This is a genomic window from Pseudomonas sp. SL4(2022) (assembly GCF_026625725.1).
Classification (GTDB): domain Bacteria; phylum Pseudomonadota; class Gammaproteobacteria; order Pseudomonadales; family Pseudomonadaceae; genus Aquipseudomonas.
The window spans coordinates 479,715-495,146 of sequence record NZ_CP113060.1 but is presented as its reverse complement, the minus strand read 5'-3'; the positions used below and the strand labels follow the sequence as shown (position 1 = coordinate 495,146).

General features: G+C 56.7%; 7 protein-coding genes, 2 tRNA genes and 3 rRNA genes. 9 read left to right on the top strand and 3 right to left on the bottom strand.

Going from position 1 to position 15,432, the window contains the following annotated elements; all coding sequences use genetic code 11:
* Positions 1–123 precede the first annotated feature (123 nt).
* The 9 genes from pssA to OU997_RS02340 all read left to right on the top strand — a co-directional run bounded on the left by pssA (position 124) and on the right by OU997_RS02340 (position 10,491).
* Positions 124–936: a CDP-diacylglycerol--serine O-phosphatidyltransferase gene (gene pssA / locus OU997_RS02380; protein WP_108488671.1), complete on the top strand. Its 813-nt coding sequence runs from the start codon at positions 124–126 to the stop codon at positions 934–936.
* A gap of 679 nt (positions 937–1,615) precedes the next feature.
* A 16S ribosomal RNA gene (locus OU997_RS02375) occupies positions 1,616–3,151 on the top strand.
* Positions 3,152–3,216: 65 nt separating this feature from the next.
* Positions 3,217–3,293, top strand: a tRNA-Ile gene (locus tag OU997_RS02370).
* Positions 3,294–3,324: 31 nt separating this feature from the next.
* Positions 3,325–3,400 (top strand) — tRNA-Ala (locus OU997_RS02365).
* Between the two features lie 242 nt (positions 3,401–3,642).
* A 23S ribosomal RNA gene (locus tag OU997_RS02360) occupies positions 3,643–6,533 on the top strand.
* Between the two features lie 133 nt (positions 6,534–6,666).
* Positions 6,667–6,782 (top strand): 5S ribosomal RNA (rrf, locus tag OU997_RS02355).
* Together the 16S, 23S and 5S rRNA genes with 2 tRNA genes alongside form the textbook arrangement of a ribosomal RNA operon.
* A 146-nt stretch (positions 6,783–6,928) precedes the next feature.
* Positions 6,929–7,588, top strand: coding sequence for a paraquat-inducible protein A (locus tag OU997_RS02350; RefSeq protein WP_267808767.1), 660 nt, complete (start codon positions 6,929–6,931; stop codon positions 7,586–7,588).
* A complete protein-coding gene (locus OU997_RS02345; protein ID WP_108487056.1) occupies positions 7,575–8,195 on the top strand; it encodes a paraquat-inducible protein A in 621 nt (206 codons plus the stop codon). The genes OU997_RS02350 and OU997_RS02345 overlap by 14 nt, the downstream gene beginning before the upstream one ends.
* Entirely contained in the window at positions 8,188–10,491 is a 2,304-nt protein-coding gene (locus tag OU997_RS02340; protein WP_267808766.1) for a PqiB family protein, read from the top strand. Before OU997_RS02345 ends, OU997_RS02340 begins: the two co-directional genes overlap by 8 nt.
* 52 nt (positions 10,492–10,543) lie before the next feature.
* On the opposite strand, the gene mksF is transcribed toward OU997_RS02340, so the two are convergent.
* From mksF to mksB, 3 genes are read right to left on the bottom strand one after another with little or no spacing between them, the layout of a single operon-like run.
* The gene (gene mksF, locus OU997_RS02335) at positions 10,544–13,378 is read right to left on the bottom strand and encodes an Mks condensin complex protein MksF (RefSeq protein ID WP_267808765.1); all 2,835 of its coding nucleotides are present in this window, start codon (positions 13,376–13,378) and stop codon (positions 10,544–10,546) included.
* Positions 13,375–14,070, bottom strand: a complete 696-nt coding sequence (mksE, locus tag OU997_RS02330; RefSeq protein ID WP_267808763.1) for an Mks condensin complex protein MksE — start codon at positions 14,068–14,070, stop codon at positions 13,375–13,377. The genes mksF and mksE overlap by 4 nt, the downstream gene beginning before the upstream one ends.
* Positions 14,067–15,317: an Mks condensin complex protein MksB gene (mksB, locus tag OU997_RS02325; protein WP_267808762.1), complete on the bottom strand. Its 1,251-nt coding sequence runs from the start codon at positions 15,315–15,317 to the stop codon at positions 14,067–14,069. Before mksB ends, mksE begins: the two co-directional genes overlap by 4 nt.
* Between the last annotated feature and the right edge of the window lie 115 nt (positions 15,318–15,432).

Genomic DNA, 15,432 nt, shown 5'->3' with positions numbered 1-15,432 from the left:
GCCGCGTTTTTTCATGGTGTAGCAAGGCTTCTGGTATAAAGCCTGGGTGTGCATGGGTGCTTTCGTGAACGCTTAGCGTTGGTGCCTGTCGAATCTATCCAAATCCGTTGCAAGGTGTTGTTCATGAATGAACGTCCAGATGAGCCCAAGTCTCCCGTCGACGCCGAAGGTCTGCTGCCTATCGATGAGCATGTGGAGGAGGGGCGCGACGCAGAGGGGCGTAAGGTGCGCCACCGTGGCATCTATCTACTGCCAAATCTCTTTACCACGGCCAACCTGTTTGCTGGTTTCTACGCCATCATCAATGCCATGAACGGCAACTTCTATGTGGCTGCGGCGGCTGTGTTTGTGGCGATGGTGCTTGATGGTCTAGATGGGCGTGTGGCGCGCCTGACCAATACGCAGAGTGCGTTCGGTGCCGAGTATGACTCGCTGTCCGATATGGTTGCCTTTGGTGTGGCGCCGGCACTTCTGGCGTTTGAGTGGGCGCTGGGTAGCATGGGTAAGGTTGGCTGGATGGTTGCCTTCATCTATGTAGCGGGTGCAGCGTTACGACTGGCGCGCTTCAATACGCAGATTGGCAGTGTTGATAAGCGCTACTTCATCGGCTTAGCTAGTCCAGCAGCAGCTGGTGTGGTGGCGGGAACGGTTTGGGCTTTCAGTGATTTCGGTATAAAGGGCTCGAACATGGCCTTTGTGGTCGCGATCCTGGTCGCAGCTGCTGGCATGCTGATGGTCAGCAATATCAAATACAACAGCTTTAAGGATCTCGACTTGAAGGGGCGTGTGCCTTTTGTGGCGATTCTGGCTGTGGTGCTGGTATTCGCGGTTGTGTTCAGTGATCCGCCGCGGATTCTGCTGATCATCTTCCTGGCCTATGCGGCCTCGGGGCCTGTTCAGTACCTGCTGCGTTTGCGTCGCGGTAAGGGCGCCTAGTTACTGTGCTGTTGGTTCGACAAAGCCGTTGAAGCGCAAGCTTCAACGGCTTTGTCGTATCTACAGGCTGTGCGGTGCTTGGTTCTGTTCGCAGTGGCTGCCGTGTCGGCGAAACAAATATGAAACAATCAGTTGACCTCAGGGTTTGAGTCCCTATAATGCGCAGCTCTTAAGGCACATGCGGCTCCTTAAACTTCTTATAAAACAAGAAGTTAGATTTAAATAAGGGGTTGCAAAGCAGCGAAAGCTGCGTAGAATGCGCCTTCTCTTCAGGGGTGATGTTTGAGTCTGAAGGGTTCGGTCGAGGTGATCGGAAGCGGTAAAAGAGGATGTTGACAGTGGTTTTAAACGCTGTAGAATTCGCCTCCCGCTGACGAGAAGCTAGGTGTTGATCGAAAGCGCAAGTGGTTGAGATTGAAAAGAAATTTTCGAAATCGCTTGACGGAGAATGAGGCTGCTGTAGAATGCGCGCCTCGGTTGAGGCGAAAGACTTAACCAACCGCTCTTTAACAACTGAATCAAGCAATTCGTGTGGGTGCTTGTGAGGTAAGACTGTTAGTCGCAAGATTATCAGCATCACAAAGCAACACTCGTTAATTCGAGAGTTACCTTTCATTAAATTGAAAGTTTTGCGATTGCTGAGCCAAGTTTAGGGTTTTCTCAAAACCCAAGCAGTATTGAACTGAAGAGTTTGATCATGGCTCAGATTGAACGCTGGCGGCAGGCCTAACACATGCAAGTCGAGCGGTAGAGAGAAGCTTGCTTCTCTTGAGAGCGGCGGACGGGTGAGTAATGCCTAGGAATCTGCCTAGTGGTGGGGGATAACGTTCGGAAACGGACGCTAATACCGCATACGTCCTACGGGAGAAAGCGGGGGATCTTCGGACCTCGCGCCATTAGATGAGCCTAGGTCGGATTAGCTAGTTGGTGAGGTAATGGCTCACCAAGGCGACGATCCGTAACTGGTCTGAGAGGATGATCAGTCACACTGGAACTGAGACACGGTCCAGACTCCTACGGGAGGCAGCAGTGGGGAATATTGGACAATGGGCGAAAGCCTGATCCAGCCATGCCGCGTGTGTGAAGAAGGTCTTCGGATTGTAAAGCACTTTAAGTTGGGAGGAAGGGCAGTAACCTAATACGTTATTGTTTTGACGTTACCGACAGAATAAGCACCGGCTAACTTCGTGCCAGCAGCCGCGGTAATACGAAGGGTGCAAGCGTTAATCGGAATTACTGGGCGTAAAGCGCGCGTAGGTGGTTCAGTAAGTTGGAAGTGAAATCCCCGGGCTCAACCTGGGAACTGCTTTCAAAACTGCTGAGCTAGAGTACGGTAGAGGGTGGTGGAATTTCCTGTGTAGCGGTGAAATGCGTAGATATAGGAAGGAACACCAGTGGCGAAGGCGACCACCTGGACTGATACTGACACTGAGGTGCGAAAGCGTGGGGAGCAAACAGGATTAGATACCCTGGTAGTCCACGCCGTAAACGATGTCAACTAGCCGTTGGAATCCTTGAGATTTTAGTGGCGCAGCTAACGCATTAAGTTGACCGCCTGGGGAGTACGGCCGCAAGGTTAAAACTCAAATGAATTGACGGGGGCCCGCACAAGCGGTGGAGCATGTGGTTTAATTCGAAGCAACGCGAAGAACCTTACCTGGCCTTGACATGCTGAGAACTTTCTAGAGATAGATTGGTGCCTTCGGGAACTCAGACACAGGTGCTGCATGGCTGTCGTCAGCTCGTGTCGTGAGATGTTGGGTTAAGTCCCGTAACGAGCGCAACCCTTGTCCTTAGTTACCAGCACCTCGGGTGGGAACTCTAAGGAGACTGCCGGTGACAAACCGGAGGAAGGTGGGGATGACGTCAAGTCATCATGGCCCTTACGGCCAGGGCTACACACGTGCTACAATGGTCGGTACAAAGGGTTGCCAAGCCGCGAGGTGGAGCTAATCCCATAAAACCGATCGTAGTCCGGATCGCAGTCTGCAACTCGACTGCGTGAAGTCGGAATCGCTAGTAATCGTGAATCAGAATGTCACGGTGAATACGTTCCCGGGCCTTGTACACACCGCCCGTCACACCATGGGAGTGGGTTGCACCAGAAGTAGCTAGTCTAACCGCAAGGGGGACGGTTACCACGGTGTGATTCATGACTGGGGTGAAGTCGTAACAAGGTAGCCGTAGGGGAACCTGCGGCTGGATCACCTCCTTAATCGAAGACTTCAGCTTCTTCATAAGTTCCCACACGAATTGCTTGATTCATTGAGAAAGACGATTGGGTCTGTAGCTCAGTTGGTTAGAGCGCACCCCTGATAAGGGTGAGGTCGGCAGTTCGAATCTGCCCAGACCCACCAATTGTTGTGGGGTTTGGCCTTGTAAGAATATGGGGCCATAGCTCAGCTGGGAGAGCGCCTGCCTTGCACGCAGGAGGTCAGCGGTTCGATCCCGCTTGGCTCCACCATACACAGTCTCGTTTAGAGTTCAGAAATGAACGTTCCTGCTTGTCAGATGAATGTTGATTTCTGGTCTTTGACCAGTAACAAATCGTTCTTTAAAAATTTGGGTATGTGATAGAAGTGACTGATTGATTACTTTCACTGGTAATTAATCTGGTCAAGGTAAAATTTGTAGTTCTCAATTGCAAATTTTCGGCGAATGTCGTCTTCACGTTAGAGACAATAACCAGATTGCTTGGGGTTATATGGTCAAGTGAAGAAGCGCATACGGTGGATGCCTTGGCAGTCAGAGGCGATGAAAGACGTTGTAGCCTGCGATAAGCTCCGGGGAGTCGGCAAACAGACTTTGATCCGGAGATCTCTGAATGGGGGAACCCAGCCAGCATAAGCTGGTTATTACACACTGAATACATAGGTGTGTAAGGCGAACCAGGGGAACTGAAACATCTAAGTACCCTGAGGAAAAGAAATCAACCGAGATTCCCTTAGTAGTGGCGAGCGAACGGGGACTAGCCCTTAAGTTGATTTGAGAATAGTGGAAGGCTCTGGAAAGTGCCGCCGTAGTGGGTGATAGCCCCGTACACGAAATTCTCTTATCAATGAAATCGAGTAGGACGGAGCACGAGAAACTTTGTCTGAATATGGGGGGACCATCCTCCAAGGCTAAATACTACTGACTGACCGATAGTGAACTAGTACCGTGAGGGAAAGGCGAAAAGAACCCCGGAGAGGGGAGTGAAATAGATCCTGAAACCGTATGCGTACAAGCAGTGGGAGCCCACTTTGTTGGGTGACTGCGTACCTTTTGTATAATGGGTCAGCGACTTATATTCAGTGGCGAGCTTAACCGAATAGGGGAGGCGTAGCGAAAGCGAGTCTTAATAGGGCGTTTAGTCGCTGGGTATAGACCCGAAACCGGGCGATCTATCCATGGGCAGGTTGAAGGTTAGGTAACACTGACTGGAGGACCGAACCGACTACCGTTGAAAAGTTAGCGGATGACCTGTGGATCGGAGTGAAAGGCTAATCAAGCTCGGAGATAGCTGGTTCTCCTCGAAAGCTATTTAGGTAGCGCCTCGTGTATCACTGCTGGGGGTAGAGCACTGTTTCGGCTAGGGGGTCATCCCGACTTACCAAACCGATGCAAACTCCGAATACCAGCAAGTGTCAGCACGGGAGACACACGGCGGGTGCTAACGTCCGTCGTGAAAAGGGAAACAACCCAGACCGTCAGCTAAGGTCCCAAAGTTATGGTTAAGTGGGAAACGATGTGGGAAGGCTTAGACAGCTAGGAGGTTGGCTTAGAAGCAGCCACCCTTTAAAGAAAGCGTAATAGCTCACTAGTCGAGTCGGCCTGCGCGGAAGATGTAACGGGGCTCAAACCATACACCGAAGCTACGGGTTCAACGTAAGTTGAGCGGTAGAGGAGCGTTCTGTAAGCCTGTGAAGGTGAGTTGAGAAGCTTGCTGGAGGTATCAGAAGTGCGAATGCTGACATGAGTAACGACAATGGGAGTGAAAAACTCCCACGCCGAAAGACCAAGGTTTCCTGCGCAACGTTAATCGACGCAGGGTGAGTCGGCCCCTAAGGCGAGGCAGAAATGCGTAGTCGATGGGAAACGGGTTAATATTCCCGTACTTCTAATTACTGCGATGGAGGGACGGAGAAGGCTAGGCCAGCACGGCGTTGGTTGTCCGTGTTTAAGGTGGTAGGCTGATTTCTTAGGTAAATCCGGGAAATCAAGGCCGAGAACTGATGACGAGTTATCTTTTAGATGACGAAGTGGTTGATGCCATGCTTCCAGGAAAAGCTTCTAAGCTTCAGGTAATTAGGAACCGTACCCCAAACCGACACAGGTGGTTAGGTAGAGAATACCAAGGCGCTTGAGAGAACTCGGGTGAAGGAACTAGGCAAAATGGCACCGTAACTTCGGGAGAAGGTGCGCCGGTGAGGGTGAAGTATTTACTACGTAAGCCCATGCCGGTCGAAGATACCAGGCCGCTGCGACTGTTTATTAAAAACACAGCACTCTGCAAACACGAAAGTGGACGTATAGGGTGTGACGCCTGCCCGGTGCCGGAAGGTTAATTGATGGGGTTAGCTAACGCGAAGCTCTTGATCGAAGCCCCGGTAAACGGCGGCCGTAACTATAACGGTCCTAAGGTAGCGAAATTCCTTGTCGGGTAAGTTCCGACCTGCACGAATGGCGTAACGATGGCGGCGCTGTCTCCACCCGAGACTCAGTGAAATTGAAATCGCTGTGAAGATGCAGTGTATCCGCGGCTAGACGGAAAGACCCCGTGAACCTTTACTATAGCTTTGCACTGGACTTTGAGTTTGCTTGTGTAGGATAGGTGGGAGGCTTTGAAGCGTGGACGCCAGTTCGCGTGGAGCCATCCTTGAAATACCACCCTGGCAACCTTGAGGTTCTAACTCTGGTCCGTTATCCGGATCGAGGACAGTGTATGGTGGGTAGTTTGACTGGGGCGGTCTCCTCCTAAAGAGTAACGGAGGAGTACGAAGGTGCGCTCAGACCGGTCGGAAATCGGTCGTAGAGTATAAAGGCAAAAGCGCGCTTGACTGCGAGACAGACACGTCGAGCAGGTACGAAAGTAGGTCTTAGTGATCCGGTGGTTCTGTATGGAAGGGCCATCGCTCAACGGATAAAAGGTACTCCGGGGATAACAGGCTGATACCGCCCAAGAGTTCATATCGACGGCGGTGTTTGGCACCTCGATGTCGGCTCATCACATCCTGGGGCTGAAGCCGGTCCCAAGGGTATGGCTGTTCGCCATTTAAAGTGGTACGCGAGCTGGGTTTAGAACGTCGTGAGACAGTTCGGTCCCTATCTGCCGTGGACGTTTGAGATTTGAGAGGGGCTGCTCCTAGTACGAGAGGACCGGAGTGGACGAACCTCTGGTGTTCCGGTTGTCACGCCAGTGGCATTGCCGGGTAGCTATGTTCGGAAAAGATAACCGCTGAAAGCATCTAAGCGGGAAACTTGCCTCAAGATGAGATCTCACTGGAACCTTGAGTTCCCTAAAGGGCCGTCGAAGACTACGACGTTGATAGGTTGGGTGTGTAAGCGCTGTGAGGCGTTGAGCTAACCAATACTAATTGCCCGTGAGGCTTGACCATATAACACCCAAACAATTTGATGTTTGTGTGTCTCTATGAAGACTGCAACAGCCGAAAATTTGCTCAACTACAAACCAAGACATCACATACCCAATTCGGGATAGCGTCTCGCGACGATATCCCAGCTGAATCGCTTGACGACCATAGAGCATTGGAACCACCTGATCCCATCCCGAACTCAGTAGTGAAACGATGCATCGCCGATGGTAGTGTGGGGTTTCCCCATGTGAGAGTAGGTCATCGTCAAGCACCTATACCAAAACCCCCGACCGTGAAAACGGTCGGGGGTTTTACTTTTACCCGCAAAAACAAACCAGCCACAGTCGCGGCTTTGATAGGCAACATTACGGCACGTCGCTATCATGCTCTTGCGCACTTCCAGCAGAGTTCTTTACATGGCCGACCCGGCATCCCCTGACGCTTTCACCGAGCTTGAGCTCAAGCAGCTGATTGCCTGTCATGAGTGTGATCTGTTGATGCGTAAACCACCGACTGCAGCTGGTGATCGGGTTGAATGCCCGCGTTGCGGCTACGAGTTGTATACGCACCGCACGCAGGTTATCCGGCGCAGTATGGCGTTGGTGATTACCGCTTTGCTGCTGTATGTCCCAGCCAACTTCCTGCCGATCATGCGTCTTAATCTATTGGGGCAGGCGACCGAGGATACAGTCTGGAGTGGCGTTCTCGGGCTGTATAACAACGGTATGCAGGGCATCGCTGTTGTGGTCTTTTTGTGCAGCATGGCCGTGCCATTGCTCAAACTGTTGTGTCAGTTGGCTGTGTTGCTGAGTATCCGCCTGGATATTGGCCGCAGTTATGGCCTTTTGCTCTACCGTATTTATCATCACATGCGTGAGTGGGGCATGCTTGAGGTCTACCTGATGGGCATTCTGGTGGCCATTGTGAAGCTGGTCGATCTGGCCGAACTGAGTATTGGACTGGGGCTGCTGTGTTTCGTCGCGCTGTTACTGGTGCAGGTCTGGTTGGAGGTGACGATGTCGCCCCATCAGATCTGGGAAGCCCTGTCGGGAGAGGATGAGCATGCGTGCGATTGATGCTGGGCTGCTGATTTGTCATGAATGCCACCAGCTCAACCCGCAGCAGCGTGGTCACAAGCAGTTCTGTACACGTTGCGGTGGCCGCCTGCATGAGCGCAGACCTAACAGTCTGATACGTACCTGGGCGTTGCTGCTGACGGCTGCTGTGCTGTATATCCCAGCCAATCTACTGCCGATCATGACGGTCAACTCATTGGGCAAAGGACAGTCCGATACCATCATGTCGGGTGTCATCGAATTGGTGAACTACGGCATGCTGCCGATTGCCGCGGTGGTCTTCATTGCCAGTATTCTGGTGCCGACGTTCAAGCTGGTGGGCATTGCTCTGCTGCTGTATTCGGTGCAGCGCCATCAGCCGATGTCGGCGCGACAGCGGATATTGATGTACCGCTTTATCGAATGGATTGGGCGCTGGTCGATGCTCGACATCTTTGTCATCGCCATACTGGTGGCGGTGGTCAACTTCGGCAGCCTGGCCAGTATCGAACCTGGCTATGGCGCAACGGCTTTTGCCAGTGTGGTGGTGCTGACCATGCTCGCCGCTCTAACTTTTGACCCCCGCCTGATATGGGATAACACGGATTCGGATGACGACCATGAATGATTTGCCGTTAGCCAAGGCACGCCCAGCTTCGAACTGGTCGGCTATTTGGGTGCTGCCGCTGATTGCGCTGCTGATCGGCGGTTGGCTGGGATGGCGAGCCTATAGCGAAGCGGGCATCGAGATTCAGGTGACTTTCGAGACCGGTGAAGGCCTCCAGGCCGGCAAGACGGAAGTCATCTACAAGGGCATGTCGATTGGCAAGTTGACTGCGATGGAGCTGGACGACAGCGGCGAGCGGCGTGGCGTAAGAGCGACGCTGGAGATGGACAAGCGTGTGGAGCATCAACTGCTCAGCAACACCCGCTTCTGGCTGGTCAAACCGAGCGTTTCGCTGGCAGGGATTACTGGTTTGGAAACCCTGGTGTCAGGTAATTACATTGCCGCCAGCCCGGGTGATGGTGAGCCTACGCGCAAGTTCACTGCACTCAATGAGCCGCCACCGCTGGCCGATACCGCTCCCGGCCTGCACCTGACGCTCAAGGCCGAGCGCCTGGGTTCGTTGAATCGCGACAGTCCGGTGTTCTACAAGCAGATCCAAGTTGGCCGGGTTAAAAGTTACGCGCTGCTAGAGGACCAGAGTCAGGTTGAGGTGAAGGTGTTTATTCAACCGGAGTTTGCCTCCCTGGTACGCAAACACACGCGCTTCTGGAACGCCAGCGGTGTGTCCATCGATGCGGGGCTCTCGGGGGTGAAAGTGCGCACCGAGTCGCTGGCGAGCATCGTGGCGGGTGGTATTGCCTTTGCTACCCCGGAACACCGCAAGGACAGCCCACCGACCGATCCGTCCTTGCCATTCCGCTTGTATGAAGACTTCGACGCGGCGCAGGCCGGCATCCGCGTCAATCTCGCCCTGCATGACTTTGAAGGGCTGGAGCCTGGACGCACACCGGTAATGTACAAGGGCATCCAGGTCGGGCACATGAAGACGTTCAAGATCGATGACGACCTCAGCGGTGCGCGGGTTGAACTGATGCTGGACCCGCGCACAGAAGACTATCTGGTGCAAGGCACCGATTTCTGGGTGGTTAGACCATCGATTTCCCTGGCCGGTATTACCGGGCTGGAGGCACTGGTCAAGGGCAACTACATTGCCATTCGCCCGGGTGAGAAGGGCGCTGCGCCCGCGCGTGATTTTGCTGCCAGGGCCAAGGCGCCACCGCTCGATCTGGCCGCGCCTGGCTTGCACCTGGTGTTGTTCAGCGACGCGCGTGGCTCGCTGGAGGTCGGCAGCCCGATTTTGTTCAAGCAAGTCAAGGTAGGCTCGGTGCAGAGCTATCAACTGTCGCGGGATAACACACAAGTGGCGTTTGGTGTGCACATTGAGCCTGAGTATGCCCATCTGGTGAACAACAGTACGCGCTTCTGGAATGCCAGTGGCATTACCCTCAAAGGCGGTTTGTCCGGTGTCGAGGTCAAGAGCGAGTCCTTGCAGACCCTGCTTGCTGGGGGGGTCGCCTTCGAGACACCAGATCCAAAAGCCGCCAAGGATGATAAGCGGGTGCAGCGCTTCAACCTCTACAGCAGCCAGGAGCAGGCGTTGGAGAAAGGCGTGGCCTTGACCATCCGTGTGCCTCGTGGAGATGGGCTGAATCCGGGTACGGCGATTCGTTACAAGGGCCTGGACGTTGGCAAGGTTGAGCGTATCGAGCTCACCGATGATCTGCAGGCGGTGGTACTCCACGCCCGGGTTACCCAGGCGACGCAGCAGATTGCCCGGGTAGGCACGCAGTTCTGGGTGGTCAAGCCAGAGGTCAGCCTGACCCGCGCCGCCAACCTGGAAACTCTGGTCACCGGCCAGTATCTGGAAGTGCAGCCCTCAAATCAGAAGGGCGCTGCGCAGCTGAGCTTTACGGCTGCCGAAGCACCGCCTAAAGCCAATGCCCGTGAGCAGGGCCTGCGTCTGGTGTTGAGTGCCGCACGGCGTGGGTCGATCAAGCCGGGTGTGGTGGTCAGTTACCGCGAGGTGCCGGTGGGCAAAGTCACCGATTTTGAGCTGGGACCGACCTCGGATCGCGTGTTGATCCATATCCTGATCGAGCCGCGTTATGCACCGCTGGTGCGTACTGGCAGCCGCTTCTGGAATGCCAGCGGCATTGGTGTGGATGCCGGGTTGTTCAGTGGCGTGAAGGTGCGTACCGAGTCGCTGGAGGCTTTGCTGGAGGGCGGTATTGCCTTTGCTTCGCCGGATAACCCGCAAATGGGCGGGCCGGCGCAGGCTGGGCAGACCTTTGCCTTGCATGATGAGGTCAAGGAAGAGTGGTTACGCTGGGCGCCGAAGATCGCGCTGGAGAAATAACCGACGAGGGCCGCCATTGCGGCCCTCGTGCTTTATGGCGTGTGAGCCAGCGTTAGGCTGGCTCGATGGCTGCGGTTGTGGTTTCTGCCTTGTTCTTGGCGCTGTCACGGCGCTGGATGTATTTCCAATCCGCTTCGTCGATATAGATGCCATTGGGCCCACTGCCGCCTTCCAGGTCGATGGCCACGTGAGCCGAGACCTGCGGTTTCACCGAGGCAAGAATCGGCACAAAGCCCAGTTGCAGGCTGGTCTCGATCAGCGCCTGCTGGTTCTTTTCATCGATATCCGCTGCTTCGTCCAGGTAGTAAGGCAGGCGTACCTTGCCGGCTTGGTCGCGGTCCATCAGGTGCAGCAACAAGTACATGTTGGTCAGCGCCTTGATGGTCATGGTGGTGCCGTTCGACGCCGCGCCATCGATGTCGGTGTGGATCACCGGCTGGCCATGCACCTTGGTGATCTCGAAGGCCAGCTCGAACAGATCCTTCAAACCCAACTGGTTATGGTTGGCGGCGACCAGACGCGACAGATAGTCCTTGGCCTCCTCGTTCTTGCTGTCCTGTTCGCTGCTCTGTTGCAGGTCGAACACCGAGAGGGTTTCGCCTTCTTCGTACTGGCCGGCGCTGTGGATGATCTGGTCGATGTGTTTAAGCGCATCTTTATTCGGGGCGAGGACAATGCGGAAGCTTTCCAGGTTGGACACCTGACGCTTGTTGATTTCGCGGTTGAACAGCGCCAGTTGGTGTTCCAGGTTGTCGTAGTCGCTGCGGATATTGCGCAGGGTACGGGCGATGTCAGTGACCGCCGCGCGGCGCGCCTTGGCCAGGGTAATGGCTTCATCCTGGCGGTGGGCGTAGGCGTTGACCAGCAGGTGCAGACGGCGCTCGACGTCGTCTTCGCTGTCAAACTTGGCCACACCTTTGAGGCGAACCTGGGCGTACAGCGCCTCGATCTGCCCGTCGACACGTTGCAGGCCTTGCCAGGCGTCTTGGTAGTCGTTGAGCAGCGGCAGCAGGTTATCCAGGCTGTCATCCACCGGGTCGGTAAACGGCGTGCCGAACGGCAGGTTGGCCGGTAGCAGTTGGCGACGACGCAGGGCATCTTCCAGCGTGCGTTCCTTGGCTTCCAGATCGGCGAGCTGACGGCCGACCAGTTGCAGCTTGGCGGAGAGCTGCTGCACGCGTTCGGTAAAGGCATCGGCGGCGCGCTTGAGCTCGTCCTGGGCGGCTTCCAGTTGAGCCAGCTGCTCCAGCTTGTGCGGCTCTTCCACGGCCAGGGTCTGGCTGCGGCGGAAGTCTTCCAGGGCTTTCTGCGCATCCAGCACGGCCTGGTAGAACTGCTCGGCCTGGGCCTTGCTCGCTGCGCGGTCGGCCGCTACGGCCTGTTGGGTTTTCAGCTGTTTGTATTCGCGATCGAGGCGGTCTTTCTGGTCGCGCAGGGCGGCGCGGTCGGCCAGGGCTTGCAGGGCTGGCGGTTCGATATGGCTGAGGTCGATGGTGAGGCCGGGTACTTCGAAGTGTTCACCTTTAAAACCATCAAGGATGGCTTCGAGGGATTTGACCCAAGCATCACCCTCGGCCACCTGAATGCCTTTCTCACCCAGCGGCAGGCTAAACAGTTGGCCGTTGAACAGGCGCATCAGGCGGTCGACGTCCTGCTGGCTGAACTCTTCGCGCAAGCGTGAGTAGCTGTTGTTGTCGGCGTGTTCGAGTTGCTGCTTGACAGACTTTAAGCGCTTCTCCAAGTCGCGCAGACGCTCATCTAAGTCCTCGGCGGAGAACTGCCGTGACTGCGCCAGTGCGCCGGCCAGTTCGTCGTGGGCGTCCTTGGCGGCCAGCAGCTGTTCTTCCAGCACCTTGGCGTCGGTGACCAGGGCGAAACGGTTTTTCAGCACTGATAACTCGCCGAGCCAGCGCTGGATTTCGCTGATCTCGCGCTCCATGCGCATCAATTCCTGGGTGCCGCCACGTTGTTCATTTTGTAGACCGTCCTGCTCGCCGCGGTAGTGTTCGGCCTGGATCACCAGTTCCTCGCGGCGTGCGCCGGCGTAGTCCTGCCAAGTGCCGAGCAGCGAATCGAGCAGCGGCGAGAGGCGATGCAGTTTGCCGCGCAGCAGTTCGCGCTGAGCCACGCCAGCGGCCAGCGCTTCAATCAGCGGGCCGGCGGTAACCAGGGCTTGGTAGTCCTGTTCCATGCGCCGCACATCGCGGAAGGCTTCTTCGGTGGCGGCGATGTAGTCGACGCTGCCCGAGCGCAGGCTGTGCTCGAAGGCATCGAGGAACAGCTGCTTGAGTTTGGCCGCGGTGATTTCGCGCATGTGCAGCAGGTTGATAAACAGCGCGCGGAAGGTTTTCAGGCTCTGCTCGCTGGTCGAACGCAGCGGAATCAGCGTCAGGTCCAGCGGAATCGAGGTATGCCCGCCGACCAGCAGGCGGCGCAGCTCTTCCGGCTTCAGTTCGTAGGCCTTGATGCCCTCGCGCTCCAGGTTGTTGAACAGCTCGCGTTGACGCAGGCAGGTGCCGTTCTTCTGGTAGTGCTCCAGATTCAGGGTGCCCTGGTAGGCGAAGAACTGGTGGCCAAAACCGCCGCCCGGGCCGCGACCGGCCACGCCGATTACATGCGGGCCATGGGGCAGGGCGACTTCGACGAGGATGTAGCTGGTGTCGCTGGCGAAGTAGAACTTACGCGATTGCTCCAGGCTGTACTTGCCGAAGCTCATGTCCGACATGCGCGCCAGAATCGGGAACTGCAGGGCGTTGATCGAGGCGGATTTACCGAGGTTGTTGGCCCCGTAAACCGACAGCGGGTTTTCCAGTGGGAACAGGCCGAGGCTGTAACCGGCGGTATTCAGTAGGGCGAAGCGGCGGATGCCGTAGCGTTCCTGGCTCATGCATCCATCTCCTGGGCGTTACGTTCTTCAGCCATGGCGCGGGCCAGGGCGTCTTCTTCGGATTCGTCGGCATCGTTCTCTGCGAGGCTGATGATCTCATCTTCGACCTCTTCATCTTGCAGCACCGGTGTTGGCAGCGGCAGGCTGCTGTGCAATGTGGCGGCCAGGTCACGGTCTTGCTGCACGGAGAGGCACACATCGAGGAAGCGATGCATCGGCGCGAGGAAGCGGTAGATGCCGTTGTCTTCGCTGGCAAAACCGAGCTGCGTCAGGCGGCGCATGACTTTTTCTTCCAGTTCATCCTGGGTGGTGACTTCGGCCTGCAGGAACAGGTCGCGGTACTTTTCCAGTAACGCCGGCAGCTCGTCGCGCCCCAGGCTGCCGCCGTCGAGCACAGCCAGCGGGTCGCGGCCCTGGTCGGCCAAGTGTTCGACCAAAATGAAGGTGAACAGCGCCAGGCGTTGCGCGGTTTTGTTGACCTGCGCGCCCATTTGCTCGGGCACGAAATAGTAGAAACCACGGCTGTCGCACGTCAGTTCATAGCCGAGCGCCTTGAACAGGGCGCGGTACTGATCCTGCTGGCCGGCCAGCTGGGTATAGAGTTCTGGATTGCTGCGGCTGATGTGGTAGCCCTTGAACAGCTCGCGGAAGATCGGCGCGAGCTGGGTCAGTTCTTTTAGGTCGATATTCATAGGGCGGTGGTCCCGGCCGGCTTGATCAGGGCAAAGGAGCTCAGGCTGACCTGATGCTCGCGGGTGAGGTAGTCGCGGCGCTCCAGGCGCTCGCGCTGGAAGCGGCCATCGCGCGACAAGCGCGAGAACCAGTAGAGCAATTCGTCGGTGGCGCCTTCGGGCTCCTGTTCCAGCAGCCAGACCATCAGGTCCGGCAGCGGCAGGGCCTGCTCGCAGCGTTCGATCATCTCCCGCGCGGTGCGTGGCGCGCGTGGTGCTTCGCCTTTGCGGCTGCTGTGCGCTTTGGGGAACTGCGCCGGTTTTGGCTCGAAGCGGGCTAGGGCGTAGACATAGGCCTCAACCTGCGAAGCGGTGCCGAGAAAGGTGCTTTGCGGGCGGCTGAACAGCGGCAGTGAGGCTTGTGGCACGGCGTCCAGGCCCTTTTTGCGAATGGCCGACAGGGCGAGTGCTGCGCCACGGGTCACGGCGTTATGCCGGCGTGCTTCTTCGCGCAGTGGCAAGAGCAACTCGCGGGCGCGGCGCAGGGTCAGCTGAGCGGTGGTCTGCATTTCCAGTATGCGCGCATGGGTGCGTAGCAGCAGGTCGTCATCCACCAGCTGGCCGAGGCGCTGCTGTTCGCCTAGCAGGCGCAGCAGCACGTGTTCGACGCGGTAGACGCCCTGTTCGAAAGCGCCGTCGGCGGCGACCAGCTGGATCATCGGCTCGACGTATTCGTCCCAGGTGGCCAGCACTTCGGCGTAGCGCTGACGCAACGGAATCTGCCGGTCGCTGGTTTTGGCCCGCTCGGCCACTGCCACCAGGGCCTGCTCGTCGTTGGCCAGCTTCTTCAGCACGTCGCGCACGCGCATATCCAGCAAGCGCAGCTGGCGCGCCAGGTCGGCGGCGTCACGTACCTCGAAGGCGTCCTTGATATAGCCGGCCAGGCGCTCCAGATGGCGCAGGTAGGCTTCGATTTCCAGGCACAGGCCCAGGCGGTGTTCGCGGCGCAGGTAGGCGAGGAAGTCGTGAATCTGTGCGTTCAACTCGAAGCGATTGGGGCTCTTGGCCACCGGCACCAGGATATCCAGGCGAATCCACTGGTCGAGCAGGGCGGTGATGTCGGTGGGGCTGCCGTCTGGCAGTTGCACGGCCAGTTGGTTGCGCAGCTCCACCAAGCTCAGGGTGCCGGCATCGAAGCGCTCGCACAGCGGCTCCAGCAACGTCCAGTGTTCAGCAAGGGCGCGCAGTACGCGCTTGGGATCAATCATCGGGGCATCCGCTCCGCGGGCTTTCGCAAAAAACGCCGATTGTACTGCAAGGCGCGGCCAAGGCTTGAGTGTCAGTCATCGTCTGTGCGCCGCTCGGGCGGATGTAACCCGTGGT